The 19,350-nt window shown below is 46.3% G+C and carries 19 protein-coding genes and 2 tRNA genes; 11 read left to right on the top strand and 10 right to left on the bottom strand.

Annotation, left to right across the window (positions count from 1 at the left end; genetic code table 11):
- Positions 1 to 57 precede the first annotated feature (57 nt).
- From AC0VYE_RS00530 to AC0VYE_RS00550, 5 genes are all read left to right on the top strand, one after another.
- Positions 58 to 146 (top strand) — tRNA-Ser (locus tag AC0VYE_RS00530).
- A 124-nt stretch (positions 147 to 270) separates the two neighbouring features.
- Positions 271 to 618: a hypothetical protein gene (locus AC0VYE_RS00535; RefSeq protein ID WP_083682741.1), complete on the top strand. Its 348-nt coding sequence runs from the start codon at positions 271 to 273 to the stop codon at positions 616 to 618.
- A gap of 15 nt (positions 619 to 633) precedes the next feature.
- Positions 634 to 810, top strand: a complete 177-nt coding sequence (locus tag AC0VYE_RS00540; protein ID WP_179089952.1) for a hypothetical protein — start codon at positions 634 to 636, stop codon at positions 808 to 810.
- Between the two features lie 43 nt (positions 811 to 853).
- Positions 854 to 1,003: a small acid-soluble spore protein P gene (locus AC0VYE_RS00545; RefSeq protein WP_076271763.1), complete on the top strand. Its 150-nt coding sequence runs from the start codon at positions 854 to 856 to the stop codon at positions 1,001 to 1,003.
- Positions 1,004 to 1,141: 138 nt separating this feature from the next.
- Positions 1,142 to 2,200, top strand: a complete 1,059-nt coding sequence (locus AC0VYE_RS00550; protein WP_475445398.1) for a hypothetical protein — start codon at positions 1,142 to 1,144, stop codon at positions 2,198 to 2,200.
- A 62-nt stretch (positions 2,201 to 2,262) separates the two neighbouring features.
- Here the strand turns inward: AC0VYE_RS00550 and AC0VYE_RS00555 are convergent, their stop codons facing one another.
- Genes AC0VYE_RS00555 through AC0VYE_RS00570 form a run of 4 tightly spaced genes read right to left on the bottom strand, consistent with a single transcriptional unit; the run spans position 2,263 to position 6,571 of the window.
- Positions 2,263 to 3,024 (bottom strand): PHP domain-containing protein, encoded by a 762-nt coding sequence (locus tag AC0VYE_RS00555; RefSeq protein WP_475445400.1) that lies wholly within the window; start codon positions 3,022 to 3,024, stop codon positions 2,263 to 2,265.
- A 31-nt stretch (positions 3,025 to 3,055) separates the two neighbouring features.
- On the bottom strand, positions 3,056 to 3,883 hold the full coding sequence (locus AC0VYE_RS00560; protein ID WP_475445402.1) for an energy-coupling factor transporter transmembrane component T family protein: 828 nt from the start codon (positions 3,881 to 3,883) through the stop codon (positions 3,056 to 3,058).
- Positions 3,870 to 5,693 (bottom strand): ABC transporter ATP-binding protein, encoded by a 1,824-nt coding sequence (locus AC0VYE_RS00565; protein WP_475445404.1) that lies wholly within the window; start codon positions 5,691 to 5,693, stop codon positions 3,870 to 3,872. The genes AC0VYE_RS00560 and AC0VYE_RS00565 overlap by 14 nt, the downstream gene beginning before the upstream one ends.
- A complete protein-coding gene (locus AC0VYE_RS00570; RefSeq protein WP_076271765.1) occupies positions 5,690 to 6,571 on the bottom strand; it encodes a DUF8171 family membrane protein in 882 nt (293 codons plus the stop codon). The genes AC0VYE_RS00565 and AC0VYE_RS00570 overlap by 4 nt, the downstream gene beginning before the upstream one ends.
- Positions 6,572 to 6,808: 237 nt before the next feature.
- Here AC0VYE_RS00570 and AC0VYE_RS00575 point away from each other — a divergent pair, with 237 nt between their 5' ends.
- Positions 6,809 to 7,654: a MurR/RpiR family transcriptional regulator gene (locus AC0VYE_RS00575; protein WP_475445407.1), complete on the top strand. Its 846-nt coding sequence runs from the start codon at positions 6,809 to 6,811 to the stop codon at positions 7,652 to 7,654.
- A gap of 41 nt (positions 7,655 to 7,695) precedes the next feature.
- On the opposite strand, the gene AC0VYE_RS00580 is transcribed toward AC0VYE_RS00575, so the two are convergent.
- On the bottom strand, positions 7,696 to 8,052 hold the full coding sequence (locus AC0VYE_RS00580) for a DUF4870 domain-containing protein (protein ID WP_339205934.1): 357 nt from the start codon (positions 8,050 to 8,052) through the stop codon (positions 7,696 to 7,698).
- A 212-nt stretch (positions 8,053 to 8,264) separates the two neighbouring features.
- On the opposite strand from AC0VYE_RS00580, the gene AC0VYE_RS00585 reads away from it, so the two are divergent.
- Together AC0VYE_RS00585 and AC0VYE_RS00590 are read left to right on the top strand one after the other, a co-directional pair.
- The gene (locus AC0VYE_RS00585) at positions 8,265 to 8,597 is read left to right on the top strand and encodes a PadR family transcriptional regulator (protein ID WP_430063448.1); all 333 of its coding nucleotides are present in this window, start codon (positions 8,265 to 8,267) and stop codon (positions 8,595 to 8,597) included.
- Positions 8,594 to 9,961, top strand: coding sequence for an FtsW/RodA/SpoVE family cell cycle protein (locus AC0VYE_RS00590; protein WP_475445410.1), 1,368 nt, complete (start codon positions 8,594 to 8,596; stop codon positions 9,959 to 9,961). The genes AC0VYE_RS00585 and AC0VYE_RS00590 overlap by 4 nt, the downstream gene beginning before the upstream one ends.
- 50 nt (positions 9,962 to 10,011) lie before the next feature.
- On the opposite strand, the gene AC0VYE_RS00595 is transcribed toward AC0VYE_RS00590, so the two are convergent.
- The 5 genes from AC0VYE_RS00595 to AC0VYE_RS00615 all read right to left on the bottom strand — a co-directional run bounded on the left by AC0VYE_RS00595 (position 10,012) and on the right by AC0VYE_RS00615 (position 13,010).
- Positions 10,012 to 10,341 carry a hypothetical protein gene (locus AC0VYE_RS00595; protein ID WP_076271770.1) on the bottom strand — a complete coding sequence of 110 codons (330 nt, stop codon included), beginning with the start codon at positions 10,339 to 10,341 and terminating at the stop codon, positions 10,012 to 10,014.
- A gap of 191 nt (positions 10,342 to 10,532) precedes the next feature.
- Positions 10,533 to 11,327 carry an AIM24 family protein gene (locus tag AC0VYE_RS00600; RefSeq protein WP_076271771.1) on the bottom strand — a complete coding sequence of 265 codons (795 nt, stop codon included), beginning with the start codon at positions 11,325 to 11,327 and terminating at the stop codon, positions 10,533 to 10,535.
- Between the two features lie 63 nt (positions 11,328 to 11,390).
- On the bottom strand, positions 11,391 to 11,954 hold the full coding sequence (locus tag AC0VYE_RS00605) for a TerD family protein (protein WP_256711106.1): 564 nt from the start codon (positions 11,952 to 11,954) through the stop codon (positions 11,391 to 11,393).
- A 404-nt stretch (positions 11,955 to 12,358) separates the two neighbouring features.
- Entirely contained in the window at positions 12,359 to 12,760 is a 402-nt protein-coding gene (locus AC0VYE_RS00610) for a YhjD family protein (RefSeq protein ID WP_076271772.1), read from the bottom strand.
- 173 nt (positions 12,761 to 12,933) lie between these two features.
- Positions 12,934 to 13,010, bottom strand: a tRNA-Arg gene (locus AC0VYE_RS00615).
- A 181-nt stretch (positions 13,011 to 13,191) separates the two neighbouring features.
- Here AC0VYE_RS00615 and AC0VYE_RS00620 point away from each other — a divergent pair.
- The 3 genes from AC0VYE_RS00620 to AC0VYE_RS00630 all read left to right on the top strand — a co-directional run bounded on the left by AC0VYE_RS00620 (position 13,192) and on the right by AC0VYE_RS00630 (position 19,290).
- Positions 13,192 to 14,343 (top strand): HD domain-containing phosphohydrolase, encoded by a 1,152-nt coding sequence (locus tag AC0VYE_RS00620; protein WP_475445413.1) that lies wholly within the window; start codon positions 13,192 to 13,194, stop codon positions 14,341 to 14,343.
- Positions 14,344 to 14,578: 235 nt separating this feature from the next.
- Complete coding sequence (locus AC0VYE_RS00625) at positions 14,579 to 14,770, top strand: hypothetical protein (RefSeq protein ID WP_076271774.1); 192 nt, start codon at positions 14,579 to 14,581, stop codon at positions 14,768 to 14,770.
- Positions 14,771 to 14,772: 2 nt separating this feature from the next.
- Positions 14,773 to 19,290: a BclA C-terminal domain-containing protein gene (locus tag AC0VYE_RS00630; RefSeq protein ID WP_475445415.1), complete on the top strand. Its 4,518-nt coding sequence runs from the start codon at positions 14,773 to 14,775 to the stop codon at positions 19,288 to 19,290.
- The last annotated feature ends 60 nt before the right edge of the window (positions 19,291 to 19,350 follow it).

Below are 19,350 nucleotides of genomic sequence, written 5' to 3' on the forward strand. Positions count from 1 at the left end.
ATACTTGCATTTTTATTTTGACCTGTGGTATTATATTTCTTGTGACAAATGAACGATGGAGAGATACCGAAGCGGTCATAACGGGGCAGTCTTGAAAACTGTTAGGGCGCAAGCCCACGTGGGTTCGAGTCCCACTCTCTCCTCCATATTTTTTTAAAATGTACATGACAAGCCCAGACGCTAAGCGTTTGGGCTTTTTTTTCATTCTATCCCCTCGTATAAAATAATGCCGCACTTCGCATGTTATACGATGTGGAGGTGCTTCATTTAATGGGTAAATCAGATGAACTGCAAATGAATCAAGAAAACTTGGCAGATGCTTGGCGTCAAACCTTGCCAGAGACGCTCAAAGACGCTGACCGCAGCAGAGTGCTGCCTGATGAGTCAGATTCCAAAGCGCTGCGCGTAACGATCGATACAGCTGGACATCAAATGTATTCGTTTGATTTTAAAGTTACTTATGTAGATAGCCGTGAAGTGAAGGTTGAGCTTATCGATGTGGAGAAAGACAAGGTATCCATCGATGAGCGTGGAGACATCATTCAAGAGCTGATACAAAATTACACTAGACATCTGCATGAATGTGCTCAAGCGCTGCAACGCTTGACGCATGCTTAGAGGAGAGAACAGCTTATGACGAAGGCACAAGGAACGGCTGATAAAAACTTATCTAATGTGGTAGAGGCTTTGGAGGTTGAGGCGGTTAACAGTCATCAGGCTCAGCAATTGCAGCAGGATAAGAACGATCGAAGCAATCAGGATGACATAAACCATGATCATCCAACAGATTTAGAACATCAAAAAGATTAACGCTTCCCTTGAAGCGGATGAGATCTAAATAGGAGGAATCCAAATGTCGAAGCCAGACAGCATTCCGGTGCCGGAAAGCAATCCGCAAAATAATCGGAAACGTAATGATGGAGGCGGGCAGCAAGAGCCGCTTTCTGGATCAAAGAAAACGAAGCAGCGTAATCATGTGGATCATCATAACCCGCAAGGATAGTTCAATATGCTGTTAAAAGCTAGGCCAAACGTCCCGTTTCAGTACGTTGAAACGGGATTTTTTGGATATAACTTCTAAATGAAGTTATTTTAGTATAGAATGGAGGTGCTCACAAAAAGATAGGGAGGAACATACTACATGAAGAATGTTCAAAAAATAGCGGTTCTTATGTTAGCCGTTATTTTAGTTGTCATTGCAGGCTGCAGCTCGGCAAAACCACCGAAGGAAGCTTTGCAGGCGGCTATGACGAAAATTAATGAAGCGGACTCATATGCAGTAAAAATGTCATTTGGCTTGGATGAGTTGGAAGTACCGCAAACGGCAACATTGGAAGGCAACGCAGCTGCTACAGCAGCAATCGTAGGGATGATTAAAGATGCAACCATTACAGTTGATGCTGTATATAAGAAAAAACCGATGCGTACCGATATGAATATGCAAATCGTAGTGCCAGGCGACATGGAAATGAAGTTAACTGTACCTATGATTATGACTGAGGAAGCGCTGTATGTGAAAATACCGCAAGTTCCGATGCTGCCATTGCCGGAGACGATTACAAGTAAGTTTATTAAAATTGATCTAAAGGAGCTTGCTGAGAAAGAAGGCACAGCTAAGCTGGATCTTGCTGCACAACAAAAGTTAGGCAAAGAGCTCGGAGAAGTAATGCTTAAGCATTTTGACGAGAAAACATACTTCAGCCAGCCAAAGGCTGAGGAAGCTGGCCTGCCTGCTGATATGAAAGCAGATCAAATCATCGCTTTTGAGATTAATGAAAGCAACTACCCAAAAACAGTAGAAACCATCGTAAACCAAGTGCTGCCTGAGGTGCTAAATGTATTGCTTGCTAATGAAGCATCATTAAAAACTCTTCAGCTTGATAAGGCGGACATCGAGAAGGTGAAGACGGATCTTGAGACGAACAAAGCAGAGATTCTAACCACATTTAAAAATGATGTTAAAGTGAATACTCTGAAAGTAACGGGTGCTATCACAGATGGGTATCTTGCTTATCAATCGGGCAAGGTAAGCATTGAAGGATCTGACAAAGAGAGCGGCCAGAAGATGAAGCTTGGCCTTCATTATGATGTTACTTACTCCGAGATTAATAAAGATGCGAAGTTCGAAGGTGAAATTCCGACGGATGCGATTACACTGGACGAACTGACACAGATGTTCCAACTGCCAGTTGGTCTGTAATAGAGTGAAAATGAAGCAGCTCCTGAGTGTCAGGAGCTGCTTTTTTAGTGAAGCGGGTGTTCTTACAAAGCGACAACCATCGATTTTTTTAGAAGCTCTTTCATCATTTGGGCAGCTTTTACTTTAACATTCAAGCAAGCGGAAATTTCAAGCTGATAATTGCCAATCAGCAGCTCCCTGCGCAGTTGTTCAGCTGTTTCGCAAATGTTATCTACATGATTAACAACGCTGCCGAATTGCAGAGGCTGATGTGAGTCGCTTCCTGCAATGACCTTTAAGCCAAGTTGATCAGCGAATTGTCGAACCTGATCAGTCATGCCGAAACCATATTGGAATAAATCTTTTGCATTTATATCAAGCGCATCGAGGCGTCTGAGTGTGTCAGCATCATGGTGAGTGAGCGGCGTGCTTTCTCTCATGGGATGAGCACCAATTCGAAGCAAGGGATAGCCGTCGGTACGGTTCATCAGCTCTTCTAAAGCGATAAAGCTATCTTTTGCGGTATGAGGCTCAAGCTGCTGCCTCAGATCACGAATGTGGCTGCGGTTTCCAATGATTAGAATATGGCCTTTATTCGCTACATCAACCTCCATGCCAGAAAAAACCTTCAAGCCCTCCACGACATAATAATCACCTTTGTATTCAAAATGATGATCCAGCTGATCCATCATATCGGCAAAGTGAAGTGTGTTAAAATGCTCGGTCAACGCCACCGCGTGCAGACCGTTTTCTTTGGCTTCGCGAGCCATGGAAAGGAAGTAGTCGAGTGAGAAATGTGTTTTCTTTGACAGCTTGCCATGTGTATGCAAATCGATGCTCATCATTAGTGTGTTATCTCCATTCAGTTATGTAGTTTTAAAACGATATGAATTGTCCGAAAGCAATCAGCCCGATCATATAGAAAAGGGAGCAGCTTAAGAAAATAAAATCATGCGGTCGAACCTGCATATGGGCAAGCTTAAGCTTCTTCGTCTCAGGGCTGACAAGCGAATAGGTAAAGCCGCGCACCTCTAATGCTTCGACCGTCGTTCTCGTTCGCTTAGCTGTATTCAAAATGAGCGGATAAAAGGCATAAACGCTAATCTTCGCCATGTATATAATTGAACGCCAGTGAAGAAAACCCTTATTGCGGGGAGCGCGGCCGCGCAATCGGAATGAGTGAATAAGGTTATGGTACTCCTCAATTAGAATCGGAAGCATCCTATAGCCGTAGGACACACCAAAGCTGAATTGTCCAGGCATCCCCATACTAAGCAGGGCGTCACTCAGCTTCTCGGGATCCATGCTGGAGAACACGGCAATGCTGGCCAGCGAGATGATTAATATTTTTAACGTTAAGGTCAATAACGGCCATACGCCCGCTAGACTCCCTCCGAAGAAGATGGAGCCGAAAAAAATATAACTAATCTCACTTACCAGGCCGACGCCCATAATAAGTAGAACAAGTGGACTAACCTTTGAAGATAAAGTAAGGACAAGCATTGGAATAAGCAAGCCAAGCAGAATGGCTTTATTATGAAAGAACCAAGGCGCTATGGCGAAAAAAGAATACCAAATCAGGAGGATACGCGGATCAAAGCGCGACAGAAAGGTCGATTGTCTGCCGAAAGCGGTACGCATCAGCTCAATTTTAATTTGTTCTACGCTCAGCTTGTCGAGCATGCTTTGTTTAATTGCTTCCAACCGTAATCTCCTCCTGCTCAAATGGGTTTGACGGATTTATATTTCTGATGAGCCGTGCGGTGAATTCATTGACAGATAGGCAAGGCGGCTCGAAACCCAGTCTTTGACTAAGCAAAGCGATTTGCGGCGCAATGAGACCTGCTTGTTTGAGAATGGCAACATGGCTGAATAACGAGCGTTCATCTGTATCGAGTGCGACGCAGCCATCGTGCATAACGATAACGCGATTTGCCCATTCGGCAACCAGTTGCATATCATGTGTCGCTATGATGGTCGTTTTTACATGATCTTGCAGCTGCGCCAGCATTTCAGTCATTTCACGGCGGCTTGCAGCATCAAGGCTGGCTGTCGGTTCATCCAACAGCATGACAGTGGGACGCATGGCGAGTCCGATCGCTAATGTCGCTCTGCGCTGCTGTCCGCCGCTGAGCAGTCTTCCATCTCGATCCTGCAGGGCGGTTAACCGCAGCCTCTCCAGAATTTCATCAACAAAAGGGTGATAATCAGCAATTCCTCGGGCTTTTAGAAAATATTCAACATCCTTGCGGACGGAATCTTCAATAAACATCTCCTCTGGATTCTGATAAATATAGGAGACGAAATCAGACAGCAGTTCAGGTGAAGATTGCTTCGTAATATGCCCGCATACAGTTAAGAGTCCTTCCGTAGGGCGCCGAATACCCGAAAGGAGCTTGAGCAGCGTTGATTTGCCAGCGCCATTATTGCCGACAAGAGCAATACGATCGCCTTCATAAAAGCTGATGCTCATGTTCCGAATGACGGGATGCATCGTTCTTGCAATGGTTTTGTAGCTATAGGAGACATTTGCAAACGTAATAAGGGGCTGCTTAATAAGTTCATTATTAGAAATAGGCTTATCCGTTGGGACATCTGAAAGCGTGATTGACGATTTAAGCATCTTCTCAAAATAAGCGGCTGCTTCATCGATGGTGATTGGGTATGGTGATGAATCCTCACTTTTTGCTTTTCCGGAAGCAGCCTCTAGTGTACAAACAGCAAGCGTAACCTGCGGCGGTAATATATGCAGTTCAGCAAGCTCATCAACCGCAGATAATGCCTCATGAACAGGCTTCACCCAGCGTATTGTGCCGCTATCCATAAGTACGACCCTATTGCAATAGTCTGCAATAAACTCGGTATGGTGTTCAATGACGATGATTGTTTTGCCATGCTTTTCATTCAGCAGCTTAAGTTTGTCGTAGATGAGCCTAGCATGAAAGGGATCTAGCTGCGCCACGGGCTCATCGATAATAATAATTTCTGGATCGAGGGATAAAGCGCCAGCAAGCGCCGTAAGATGCTTTTGTCCGCCGCTTAGCTGCCAAATCCACTGATCCTTCAAATGATCAATGCCAAGCATGGACAAAGCTCGAAGCCCGCGTTCACGGTAATCGCTGAAGCCATAATTGAGTGGAGCAAAGCAGGCTTCATCATAGACGGTCGGCCGAACGAGCTGGTTCTCAAAATCCTGAAACACGTAAGCGACCTTGCGTGACAAGGAGGATACCGTTTCCTCGGCAGCTATTAGCCCTGCAACTTCAATGGAGCCGTCTAAATCGCCGACATAATAGTTTGGAATAAGGCCGTTTAAACATTTGCAAAGCGTTGACTTGCCACTGCCATTCGTACCTGCTATAGCGATAAACTCGCCGGGTTGAACAGTAAGCTGAATGTTGTGGAGCGCCATGTTTTCCGCTCCTGGATACTGAAATTGAATGTCCTGCAGTTTAATGATGGGAGCCGCCTGCTGCGGCCCCTGCTGGTTGGCTTGGAAGGATGAAGGTCTCAAAGCTTAACATCCTCCGTCGTGCGTGCAGATTTGGATTTGGCACGAAATGCTGCGATGAGTGTCAGTATGAGCACTAATGCGGCTGCAGCAGCACTAATCCAGATAAATCCACTGCCATATTGCTCGATAAATTCTGGCTCCCATACAGCAAAGTTAATATCAGACTCGGACAAAAATTCTGCAACGATCCCGATAAAAACAAATATAATAGCGGTAATGAGCAGCCGCGGCGTTATTAGCTGTCCGAAGGATATAGAAACTCTGCTGTCGCGTGGTTTTATGCCGAGAAGCGGTTCGATTTTTCCATATAGACGCGGTACGAGAAATAAAGTAGGCAGCAGGGAGAAAAAGATGCCGGTTATGAGCATAGCGTTAAGGAAACCTACGCCTTCGATAAGCAATATGCTTTCGGGAATGCCTGGAACAGCTTCAAGCTCTTCAATCCCAAACCAAACCTTGCTGATGTCGACAATCGCCCCAAGCATCTGGTCAATACCTACTGCAACGAACGAAGCGAGTGCGAGCTGTTTACGATTTCGTGGATCGCTAACGAGCAGGCCAGCTATGTACATGGCAATCGTAAATTCTATGAATTTTTCCAATTCTCCGAGTCCGCCGAATTGTCCAAGCAGCAGTTCCCCGAATATAACCTCGCCGAAGGATGCGCCAAGTGCAGCATACAGTGGATTAAATAGAATACAGAGCGTTAATGGGATAAAAGCGAAATATTCGACCTTCAGCTCAATCGGACCAAGCTTTAGCTCAGGAATGAGCTCGGAGAACATGTTGGAAATACCGTACAAGGACATCGATAAAATGAATACCATAAGCTTCTGCGATTGCGTTAGCTCATAACGGCGCTTAGGCGCTGTAACCATTGTGATTCCTCCTAATTTGTTTTTGAGGCGGAATGCGTCTCGAATGCCTCGATTCAAAACGAATTCTTCTACAATATAAAGATCGAATGTTATCAGATCATCAACAAATTATTTCGATTACGTAAAATAAATTTCATAAAAATAAATATGAATTAAAATTATCATTTTTAATCAAAAGGTGATATACTCCGTTTAGAAAATAAGCTGCGATGTTGGTATAGGCAGGAGGAAATAAAGATGATGGCTTTTCATTTGGATATGGACTTGGATAATATGTCAAAAAGCCACCAATCCATTGCGAATTACGTGGTGGGTGCACTGCAGCAGATTCCTTATTGTACAGAGGAAGATATTGCGGTGGCTGTAGGTGTCAGTACGGCTACGGTATCGCGGTTTTGGCGGACGATTGGGTTTGCTAATTTGAAGGCTTTTAAGAAAACGCTGCTGCAAAGCGAGCGTGCGACGCCTGCCCATAAGATGAAGAAAATATTGAATAAGGTAGATCATGAAGAGGCTGATATTGTAAGTGAAATGTTGGAGATTGCAGCAGCTAACGTAGAGGTTACTTCAAAGCGTGTAGACCGTGAACAGTTTCATCAAGCGGTGGAGGCCATTCATAAGGCTAGAAAAGTGTATGTATTTGGAACTGGAGCCGCAGCTAGCTTGATCGAGCTCATCCGATTTCGTCTGAATCGGATAAACGTGCAAATCGAAGGTATGGCGGGGAGTGGCAGCGAGCTGCTTGAAACGCTTGTTCATGCTGATTCCAGCGATGTGCTGCTTATGTTCGGCTTTGTCAGGCGCTCACCTGAATTAACGGTACTGCTTGAGCATGCCAAAGAGGCAGGCTACACTACAGTACTGATTACGGATTTGCTCGTATCCGATATGCTGGAGCAGAGCGATCTCGTGCTGCAGGTTGATCGGGGGGAACTTGAGGGCTTTCATTCGATGGCAGCGCCAGTTGCGCTTCTTGATGCATTGTCAGTAGCCGTTACAAAGCGGCGCGGGCAGCAGGCGTTTGACCAATTGGACCGCTTGCATGTGATGAGGAAAAAATATAGCTCGCAGCTTCCTAAATAATAGAACCGCCGGAACGATTTGCGTCCCGGCGGTTCTATGTTTTACTTGAAGAAACGAATGGTTAGTGGGTAGCGATAGCCATTGCCCTCTGAAGCACGCATAGACCCGATGATGGTAAATGCAATCCAGAAAATAAACAAAAGCGGTGTAGTAATAAATCCGATGAGAACAAAAATGAGCAAACCGGAAATAATGGAATAAATCATATTGCTGATCTGAAAATTGAGTGATTCCTTGCCATGCATATCCACATAGCTGGATTGATCCTTCTTCAGAAGCCAAATGATGAGTGGTCCAAGAATGTTGCCGAGCGGAATAATTACACCGCTAAAAGCAAGCAGATGGCAAAGCATGCCGTACGTTTTTTCTTCCTTATGAAGCCCGAAAGATTGATTCATTGTGTATTGCCTCCCTTAAATTGAAAACCGCCGATTAATGTGACTTATGTACTTATACGTTAAAGCAGCGATAAGATATGCATAAATATATCACCGATTAGCTATTATGGGAATCCATTCCTAAAATGATGTTGTAATCGGTGGTGGTCAACTATATACTAATACATAGATAATCGATGCATAGGAATGCGATACATAAACAGGAGGGCGTTATGAAAATTAATAAGGAGCTTATGAAAGGCAGTACCGTTATTCTTATTTTGACACTGCTTGACCGTAAGGAAATGTATGGCTATGAAATGACCAAAGAAATTGAAAAAAGCTCGAGCGGTGTGTTTACTTTTAAAGAAGGGACGCTTTATCCGATCTTACATACGCTTGAGGTGGAGCAGCTGGTTGAGTCGTACTGGAATGAAGAAGGCAGCCGCAAACGGAAATATTATCGCATCACAGCGCGTGGAAGAGGGCAGCTAGAGGAGAAGAAGCAGGAGTGGACGTTGTTTCGGACAACGGTAGACCGCGTAATCGGGGAGGGCCATGCATGAATAACAAGCCTGTTCAGTATGAGTCGATTCAGGAATACTTAGTACAGATTTGCAGACATGTAAAAGCAAGAGATGTGCATCGTGACATCAAGGTTGAAATGCAGAACCATCTGGACGAGCTGGTGGAGGATAAGCTAAACGAAGGGTTATCAGAGGATGAGGCGGTTCGTGCTGCTCTCGTCCAGATGGGTGATCCTGATCAGATTGGCAAGCAGCTTCATGCAGCACATAAGCCGGTTATGGAATGGGGATTAGCCGCACTTGTCGCAATAATGGTGGGTATTGGACTGCTTGCTATGTATGCAATGGAATTCGCTTATAGTGATCTAAATGTTTATAGCGGGTTTCAATTTTTTCTTAAGAAGGCTGTATTTACAGCGATAGGCATTGTACTTATCATAGGTATTTATTTTTTGGACTATCGAAAATGGGAAAAGTATTCGTGGTACATTTATAGCGGTACGATTTTTCTAATGGTAGTCTGCCTTTTTTATGCAGTCGAAGTCAATGGTTCGAAAAGCTGGCTCACAATCGGGTCTTTTACCTTTGATGTATACGGCACTTCTCCTTATTTATTTATGATTGCTTTTGCAGGGACGCTGCTTGCTAAGCGTAAGGAGAAGCAGGGACTATTCAGAAATTTACTTTACTTCGGAAAAATGGCGCTTTTATATGCGATCGTGCCCGCTATACTGTATTACAAAGCAAACTCCAATCTTAATTTTATTATATATTTATTTGGACTGACGGTATTAATGCTGTTTGTTGCAAAAACGTACAAGCTGTTTATAACCAGTGTGGGTTCAATCCTAACAGCAGGAACGGTGTTTATTATAAAAATAAATGATCCAGTTCGCTATAGATCCATATGGGAACGATACACCGCATTTCTAAATCCTACTGCTTCCCCTGATGATAAAAACTATTATCTTCAGAAATCCTTGGAATCTATTCAATTGGGAGGGATGTGGGGACAAGGATTTGGCGTTGAGAACCGAATGTTTCGCTATATTTATAGTGAAATGGTCTTTACTTATTTGATCTATAGTCTTGGTTTGGTTTTTGGTATTGCTATAGTGCTGCTAGCCTTATTACTGATTGTTAAAGTGATTGGCATGGCAATAACGCTCAAGGATATATATGCTAGAGGTTTGGTCGTTGGCTCATTTTCAATTATTGGTTTTCATTTCGTCTGGAACATTCTGATGTCGTTTGGGCTACTGCCTATAAATAGCATGACGATGCCATTCATATCGTATGGAGGTACAACAGCCATTATCGAATTAATGGTCATGGGATTGCTGCTAAGCGTCAATCGGAGAAAAAATATGATCAGCTTACTAAATCGCGAGCCATCAAGATAAAAAAAGGGCTATCCTATTGTAGAATATCTACAGTAGGATAGCCCTCTTGATTAAAAGCTGCCTGGAGCGGGTGGACGGGTAGGGTAATTTTGCTGATTGTTTTTGGAAACGCCAATGAATAGGAATAGGGCTGTAGTAAGATGCATGATCATGCCGAGAATAGGTATCCATGCTAATACAGATGTAATGATCCCCAAAATGCTGCCTACGACTGGCTTATTATGCTGCGAGCAAAGAACAAGCGTTACGATATGAAGAATGAGCGTTGCAAATAATAGCGTGTATCCAGATAACATGACTAAGGTGCCACCCAGCAAGGGGATTCCTAAGATACCTTCAATAATAGCAGTGACTAGTAAAAGTGTACCTGCAGCTTTCATTTTATTTTCCTCCTATATTTAAATTATTCTATGGGGCAGTTTTTGTTTTCTGTTTATCCTTGTACGCAGCAAAAGCGATCCCGGTTACATGCTTTCAAGCAAAAAGGCATCTATCCATAGGAGAGCAGCTAGTTTTCAAAGAAAACAGCCCTGCCGAACGGTACGGCAAGGCTTATATCATTATACTATGCTTATTTCAGAAATTTGCCGATAATTCCACCAAGCCCACTGTTGCTGTCATGCCCTCCTTGGCTGCCGCCAAAGGTGTTGTTGAATGCGCTGCTCTGCGTTTGAGGTTGGTAACGGTTGTCATCCATACCGAATTTCACGCCGCTCTCACGTTCAAATGGCTGTATAATAACAACCTGATTAGGGTCACTGAATTCGTACATATAAGATTCCCCGGAGGTTTGGCCAATAAGCGTTTTCCAGTTGACATCGATCTTCACACTTGGGGAAGGACCTGTCCAAGCAACGATGGCATCAGGATCTACACGGCATGGGCCTTGCAAAACCAATGGATTGCCTTTGGTCTTTACGGCAACCTGTGCTCCCTGTCCGTTGTAAGTAAGTTTGGATGTAAACAAGCCGCGCTGGGAGAGAACACCCGTTCCAATGATAGTAACGCCATAATGACAAGTATCTGTAAATGCGAGCAGATCCTCACTCTCAACACTTACGCTTTGCCATGGTCCACCCTGTTCTAAATTAATGATTGTAACATGAGAGTTCTCATCCGCGAGATATACGATGCCTTGTCCTTCGACTTCCATAATCTCTAAGTTTTCTCCCGTTACTTTACGCATACCATGGTTGATCACTTGTCCGATAACATTTCCGGAATTCGTTCCTAACAACCGTTTAGAATATTTGAATTTCTTGTTATAGGCTTGATCAGCAACCATCGATCCTTTTTTGGCAAAAAACTGGCCTTGTCCTTCTGCTTTTAAAAATAATTCCCGTTCGACCTGGAATTGAAACGGCATGCGGGGTAACCTCCATATAATATATAAAATGAAATTATAGCTGCTTCATTAACAAGTAAGCTGTTACATTGCCCCGTAATGCGCACATATGCCTGCTAGATCAAGCGACAAGCCTGTTCCAACAGCATTGAATTTCCATTCATTGCCGTGGCGATATACTTCGCCAGCTAGGATGGAGATTGAGGTGGAGTAGTCCTCGGATAGATCAAATCGGCAGATCTCGGCTCCGTTTGCTTGGTTCACGACACGGATATATGCATTGGAAACCTGTCCAAAGTTTTGGTTTTTACGAATAGCTTCATCAATTGTAACGGTAAATACGATTTTTTGGATATCCAAAGCTACTCTGGATAATTGAATTTCAACCGTCTCATCGTCACCGCTGCCTTGCCCGTCACGGTTATCACCCTTATAGCGTGTTGATCCATCGGGACTTACGAGATTGTTGTAGAAAACGATATGACTAGTGGAAGAAACCGTGTTTGTCTGATTCAGCATAAACACCTCTGCATCTAGGTCATAGCTCTGGCCTTGCAGGTTATTTGTATCCCATCCAAGTCCGATTTTCAGTAAATCAAGCCCTGCATTATTTTTGGTCAAATCCAGCTTCTGTCCTTTGGTAAGGATAAGCCCACCATTAGGACTGGCCTGAGGAGCGGGAGCTGCGCCAAAAGCGTTATTTATTCCGCCCTGAATACCCCCTTGTTGGATACCGCCTTGCTGAATACCGCCCTGTTGAATGCCGCCTTGGCCTCCAAGAATGTTGGATGGTCTTCCTGGCGGATTTAAATTAATTCCCATATGAACTGCCTCCTCAATGCATAATAAAAAGCTGTTTTTTCGACAATGATTTTGGTTAAAACTGTATGTTTTGTAGAACGATATGAAACTATTTGTAGTATAGCAGATTGGAATGGAAGATTATAGCGTAGTATGACGAAATTGAGTAGAGAAAAGAGCCTCACTTCAATAGTGAGACTTTTTAAGAAGCTTTAAGAGGATCGTCTGTTTTTTTGATCATTGAGGGATGCTTACTTAGTGAAAATCTCAGCACTATAGATAGAAATACACTTATTTATCTCATTACGTATGTATGCATGCGAATAGGCAATCTGGTCTTCAAAACCGCGGCAATTATAGCAATAGCTGATCTGTTCAGCCGTGTCTTTATACATGCACAGAGTAATGCTTTTCTGAAGGAGCTGCTGTGTATTTGTTGTTAAATCTGTTTTCATTTTTGCAATCATAATGTCTGCTGCCCTAGTAAAAAGAGATCGTAAAGTTCGCGCTTTTCTCTCAAGCTCGCGTCTATTTCGTTCAACAATAACGAGAGCTAGTGGAAGGATAATCGCTTTGTGAAGAAGCTGTATCTCATCGTGAGCAGGTGGATGGTACAGGTATGAATTGTTTACTTTGGACAACGGCATGGCCATTTGTAAATCACCTCATGCACATTATATGCGAACAAACGTTCTATAGTCAATGTATCCTGGCCAGTTGTCTTATAAAAATTATTCGACACTAGTCTAATTGGTGCGGTGTAGATGAAAACAAAAAAAGCTTATTGCTGGCATTAGCAATAAGCTTTATATATTCGTAAAAGAAATGGCGCGCCCGAGAGGGCTCGAACCTCCCACCTAACGTTTAGGAAACGTTTGCTCTATCCGGATGAGCTACGGACGCGCAGCAACATTGATTATAGCATGGGTGCTTTAGGTGAAGCAAGATTAACCATTTCAGTGTAAGACTATTGTATTTTTTTGTCGAATAACTGCGCTTTTATTGTGGAAACAAGAGGATAAAAAGCTTGTAAAGGCGAATAGAGGTAAGGATAACGAGTTTGCTCGGCTGGAGGATTGTTCGAATGCTTGAATTCCAAAATGAACCGCAATCGTTTCGATTGGATTTATCGCCTGAACAAATGCTTAAGGTGATTTTTGAATATACAGCTAAAATAGCGAATGAAAAGAAGCTGGATGCTGTCCTGATCTTAATGGCCAATATGGGCAGAGAGATGGTCGTTGCAGATCGGTGCACCGTCTGGTTAATTGATGCTGCTCGCAATGAGCTTTTTACAGCGGTAGCTCACGGAGCTTGCGAGATACGGATTCCTTACGGCAGCGGGCTGGTAGGAAGTGCTATAAGCACGGGACAATCTATTTTTATAGATGACGCCTATGAGGATCCAAGGCACAATCCGGATAACGACTTAAAGACCGGTTATCGGACGAAATCGATTATGACGATCCCTTTTCACAATAATCAAGGAGAAGTAATCGGTGCCTATCAAGCCATTAACAAATTAACAGAGAAGCAGAAATTCTCGGTGAAAGATATGGAATACTTATCGCTTGCTGCCTCTTACTCAGGCAAGTCGCTTGAGTCCATCATGCTGTATGAGGAAATAATAGAGACGCAAAAAGAGATTATTTTGGCGATGGGAAAAATCGGTGAAGGTCGCTCGCAAGAAACGGGCAATCATGTAAAACGGGTTGCTCAATATTCGTATGTTTTGGCAAAAGGACTAGGCATGAATGATTCTGAAGCAGACATGCTGCGCAGCGCGTCACCAATGCATGATATCGGCAAAGTAGCCATACCGGATGCGGTGTTGAAAAAACCAGGGAAGCTAACGGCAGAAGAGTATGAGCAGATTAAAGAGCACGCCATTATCGGTTACCGATTATTGCACAATTCCAAGAGACCGCTTCTGCAAGCTGCGGCGATCGTGGCTTGGCAGCATCATGAAAAGTGGGACGGTACCGGATATCCGCAAGGCCTTAAGGGTGAGGCTATTCATATATATGGGCGAATTACTGCGCTGGCAGATGTATTTGATGCTTTAAGCAGCGCAAGAATGTACAAAGAGGCTTGGGGGATGGATCGCATTTTGGGATTGATCAAAGAAGAACGGGGGCGGCATTTTGACCCTCAGGTGGTAGATGCTTTTTTTGAACAGCTGCCGCTTCTTTTGGAAATAAGAGATTGTGATGCTGATTGGCTGGAGAAGGAGTAGAAGCTGCTTGCAGACCTTGTTGGGGTGAACCCAATGAGGTCTTTTTTGTGTTTAAACTCAGTGTCGTCCAAGCCTTTATTTAACAAATATAGGGGGTTTGCTTGTACTTTACTTGAAAGGCTAGGTATTTACCGTGTTCGAAAACCATTTTGGTCATAGACTGATTTAGCTATTATTAACACTTTATAAGCTAGAGCGGATTACAAGCTAAATAGCGGAGGGTGATAAAACGTCTATGAACAAAAGGCTTCAAGGGCAGAAACTTAATGAAGCGATTTACAAACTGGAATCAGCGAGAAATTTAATTAAAACGAACCACTTAAACCACGCTAAGCAGCAAATACATGAAGCAGTCGCTTCGATGGGCAGTATTGTTCATAAAAAACGGAAGAAAAATGCAAAATCTGATCTTAATGGAGGTGTATAGAGTTGGCGCATAAACGGTCGAAATGCTTAAGAAAACTAAACTTAGCGATTGTTGAGCTGCGGAAGGCCAGAAGGCTTACACGTAGAGATAAAATTAGAAGAGCTAAAGTTGATGTGAAGGACTCTATCATAATCCTCAATAGTGCTTTGAGATGCCTAGGCGGCCATTCTTCTAAACCGAGTAAAAGAGTGAAAAGGTGCGTAAGGGGTCCAAGAGGGTATAGAGGGCCGAAGGGAGATAGAGGACCTCGAGGTTGGAGGGGGCATAGAGGTTTTCGTGGAGCGGATGGAGATACAGGTGCAAAAGGAGCAACCGGGGCAACGGGAGCTGCGGGCAGTTCTGGGGCAGCAGGTGCAGTTGGGTCAACAGGTGCCACGGGAGCTACTGGAACTACAGGAGCCACAGGAGCCACAGGCACAGGCTTAAATGGTATTGTTGCGTTTAATCCACTCGCAGCACCTGGCTATCAATCAGGCCAAGTAGTTACGTTTAATGGGAGCACGTATGTTTCAAATACGTCTTCTCCAGTAGGAACACCCGGTATTTCGCCAGACTATACGCTGCTTGCAGCAAGCGGAGTAACCGGTGCTACTGGTGCTACAGGAGCGGGAGTAGCAGGTGCAACTGGTCCGACAGGTGCAACGGGAGTAGGTCTAGACGGCGTCGTGACTTTTGATCCACTCGCAGCGCCAGGCTATCCAGTAGGTCAGGTCGTAACGTTTGACGGCAACACGTATGTGGTAAATACGGCGCCGCCAACAGGGACACCGGGTACTTCGCCGGATTATACGCTTCTTGCAGCGAGTGGTGCTACAGGCGCAACTGGCGCGACTGGAGCTGGAGCAACGGGTGCAACGGGAACTACCGGTGCGACAGGAGTCGGTCTAGGCGGAGCAGTAGTATTTGATCCACTCGCAGCACCGGGCTATCCGCTTGGTCAAGTTGTGACGTTTAACGGCAGCACTTATATTGTGAATACAGTTCCGCCAACAGGCACACCGGGAACTTCACCGGATTATTCACTGCTTGCGGCGAGTGGTGCTACAGGTGCAACTGGTGCGACAGGAGTCGGTCTAGGCGGAGCAGTAGTATTTGATCCACTCGCAGCACCGGGCTATCCGCTTGGTCAAGTTGTGACGTTTAACGGCAGCACTTATATCGTGAATACAGTTCCGCCAACAGGCACACCGGGAACTTCACCGGATTATACACTGCTTGCGGCGAGTGGTGCTACAGGTGCAACTGGCGCGACTGGAGCGGGAGTGACCGGTGCAACGGGAACAGATGGAGCAACAGGTGTAACAGGTTCCACAGGAGCAACTGGAGCTGTCGGTGCAACAGGTGCGACAGGAGTTGGAGTAACAGGAGCGACAGGAACGACGGGATCTACCGGTGTGACAGGAGTCGGTCTGAGTGGAATTGTAGTATTTGATCCACTCGCAGCGCCAGGATATCCAGTAGGCCAGGTCGTAACGTTTAATGGAAGCACGTATATCGTGAATACGGCCCCGCCAACAGGCACACCGGGAACTTCGCCGGATTATACGCTGATTGCAGCGAGTGGTGCTACAGGAGCAACGGGCGCGACTGGAACCGGGGTAACGGGTGCTACGGGATCTACCGGTGCAACAGGAGTCGGACTGAGTGGAATTGTAGTATTTGATCCACTCGCAGCGCCAGGATATCCAGTAGGTCAGGTCGTAACGTTTAATGGAAGCACGTATATCGTGAATACGGCGCCGCCAACAGGTACACCAGGAACATCGCCGGATTATACGCTGATTGCAGCGAGTGGTGCTACAGGAGCAACTGGTGCAACGGGAGCGGGTGCAACAGGTTCCACAGGAGCAACGGGAGCTGTCGGTGCAACAGGTGCGACAGGAGTTGGAGTAACAGGAGCGACAGGAACGACGGGATCTACCGGTGCGACAGGAGTCGGACTAAGCGGAATTGTAGTATTTGATCCACTCGCAGCGCCAGGATATCCAGTAGGTCAGGTCGTAACGTTTAATGGAAGCACGTATATCGTGAATACGGCGCCGCCAACAGGCACACCGGGAACTTCGCCGGATTATACGCTGATTGCAGCGAGTGGTGCTACAGGAGCAACGGGCGCGACTGGAGCAGGTGTAGCAGGTGCTACGGGAACAGATGGAGCAACGGGTTCAACAGGATCGACAGGCGCAACGGGAGCTGTTGGTGCAACAGGTGCGACAGGAGCAACTGGAGTAGGAGTAACAGGAGAGACAGGAACGACGGGATCTACCGGTGCAACAGGAGTCGGACTGAGTGGAATTGTAGTATTTGATCCACTCGCAGCGCCAGGATATCCAGTAGGTCAGGTCGTAACGTTTAATGGAAGCACGTATATCGTGAATACGGCGCCGCCAACAGGCACACCAGGAACATCGCCGGATTATACGCTGATTGCAGCGAGTGGTGCTACAGGAGCAACTGGTGCAACGGGAGCGGGAGTAACAGGTGCTACGGGAACAGATGGAGCAACGGGTGCAACAGGTTCCACAGGAGCAACGGGAGCTGTCGGTGCAACAGGAGCAACTGGAGTAGGAGTAACAGGAGAGACAGGAACGACGGGATCTACCGGTGCGACAGGAGTCGGACTAAGCGGAATTGTAGTATTTGATCCACTCGCAGCGCCAGGCTATCCAGTAGGTCAGGTCGTAACGTTTAATGGAAGCACGTATATCGTGAATACGGCGCCGCCAACAGGCACACCGGGAACTTCGCCGGATTATACGCTGATTGCAGCGAGTGGTGCTACAGGAGCAACTGGTGCAACGGGAGCGGGTGTAACTGGAGCGACAGGAGTAGCAGGAGCAACGGGTTTAACGGGCTCCACAGGAGCAACAGGAGCTGACGGCGTAACTGGTGCGACAGGAACTGCTGGGGCAACAGGTGCAACGGGCTCCACAGGAGCTGAAGGTGTAACTGGTGCGACAGGAGTAGCAGGAGCAACAGGTGTAACGGGCTCCACAGGAGCAACAGGAGCTGAAGGTGTAACTGGAGCGACAGGAGTAGCAGGAGCAACGGGTGCAACGGGCTCTACAGGAGCAACAGGAGCTGATGGCGTAACTGGAGCGACAGGAGCGACAGGAGTAGCAGGAGCAACGGGTGTAACAGGCTCCACAGGAGCAACAGGAACTGCTGGGGCAACAGGTGCGACAGGAGTAGCAGGAGCAACGGGAGTAACGGGAGTAACGGGCTCCACAGGAGCAACAGGAACTGCTGGGGCAACAGGTGCGACAGGAGTAGCAGGTGCAACGGGAGTAACGGGCTCCACAGGAGCAACAGGAACTGCTGGGGCAACAGGTGCGACAGGAGTAGCAGGAGCAACGGGAGTAACGGGCTCCACAGGAGCAACAGGAGCCGACGGTGTAACTGGAGCGACAGGAGTAGCAGGAGCAACGGGAGTAACGGGCTCCACAGGAGCAACGGGAGCCGACGGTGTAACTGGAGCGACAGGAGTAGCAGGAGCAACGGGTGTAACAGGCTCCACAGGAGCAACAGGAACTGCTGGGGCAACAGGTGCGACAGGAGTAGCAGGGGCAACGGGAGTAACGGGCTCCACAGGAGCAACAGGAGCCGACGGTGTAACTGGAGCGACAGGAGTAGCAGGAGCAACAGGAGCCAACGGTGTAACTGGTGCGACAGGAACTGCTGGAGCAACAGGTGTAACAGGCTCCACAGGAGCAACAGGAGCCGACGGTGTAACAGGCGCGACAGGAGTAGCAGGAGCAACGGGAGTAACGGGCTCCACAGGAGCAACAGGAGCAACAGGAGCCAACGGTGTAACAGGCGCGACAGGAACTGCTGGAGCAACAGGTGTAACAGGCTCCACAGGAGCAACAGGAGCCGACGGTGTAACAGGTGCGACAGGAGTAGCAGGAGCAACGGGAGTAACGGGCTCCACAGGAGCAACAGGAGCCAACGGTGTAACAGGTGCTACCGGTGCCACAGGAGCCACTGGAACAAATGGCGTAACAGGGGCAACGGGTGCCACTGGAACGAATGGCGTAACAGGAGCGACAGGTGCTACTGGTGCCACAGGAGCAACAGGAACTACGGGAGCAACAGGTGTAACAGGTGCTGAACCAACGGCTGATTCTAGTTATGCTGGCAATACGACAGGTGCACTTATCGCTGTTGTGCTCGGAGGGACCAATGTACCACTCCCGAGCTCACAAAACCTAAGCCCGAATATTACCGTCAACGGAGCTAATGATACCTTCACAGTTGTTAATGCAGGCAGATATTATATCACCTATCAGATCAATATCACGGCTGCCTTACTTCTTAGCACTCGTCTGGTAATTAATGGTACAGCGAATCTTGCTTCTACCGTGGCTCCAGTTCTAAGCGTATCAAGCTTTAATAATGATGTTATTGTTACTTTGACAGCAGGCAGTACCATAACGCTTCAAATGTTTGGATTATTAGGAGCAGCAACGCTGTTAGGCGGCGGAGCGGGTGCGGCTTTGACCATCATTCGGGTTAGTTAATAAAGCAGAAGTAACAGGACAATGGCATGAGAATATGATGTATCAATCTAATCGACTCAT

The sequence above is a fragment of the Pristimantibacillus sp. Z349TD_6 genome (assembly GCF_056173205.1).